This is a genomic window from Corallococcus sp. AB049A (assembly GCF_003668885.1).
Taxonomy (GTDB): Bacteria; Myxococcota; Myxococcia; order Myxococcales; family Myxococcaceae; genus Corallococcus; species Corallococcus interemptor.
In genome coordinates this window covers 1-475 of the sequence record NZ_RAWL01000989.1, presented here as the reverse complement: position 1 = coordinate 475, position 475 = coordinate 1, and the positions used below count along the sequence as shown (strand labels likewise).

Sequence of the window (475 nt, the reverse complement as noted above, 5' to 3'; positions counted from 1 at the left end):
GCAAAAGCCCGCCGACTTCTTCGGGCAGTCCGACGTCTGTGGACTTGCCGAAACGCAATTTCGCGGCGACGCGCACGATATGGTCGACGCCCGCACGTTTTGCCGCTTCATAGAAGAAGACGTCACAGGAATGCTGCAACGCTTCGGTAACGTTGAGCCAGCCGTGGCCTCCCGGGTAAATCCAGCAATGCTTCTTCTGGTCCGTGCCAGGCAGGTCGATCGATCCACCGCAGAAGAGGCGATCCGACAAGGTGAGCGCGCGGCTCTCGAGCGCCGCCAGCGCCGTCACGATCTTGTAGGTCGATCCGGGCGGATAGACGCCTTGCGCCGCCTTGTTGACCAGCGGCTTCTTCGGATCAGATAACAGCTGTTGCCATTCTGGCTGAGTGATGCCGCGAGCGAACGCGTTGCTGTCGAAACCTGGTACGGAAACCATCGCCAGGATGTCGCCGCTGATCACGTCCATGACCACGGC

General features: G+C 60.8%; 1 protein-coding gene. It reads right to left on the bottom strand.

The window, feature by feature from the left end:
• On the bottom strand, positions 1-475 hold a 475-nt coding region (locus D7X55_RS40550; protein WP_255425065.1), incomplete at both ends, for a penicillin-binding transpeptidase domain-containing protein.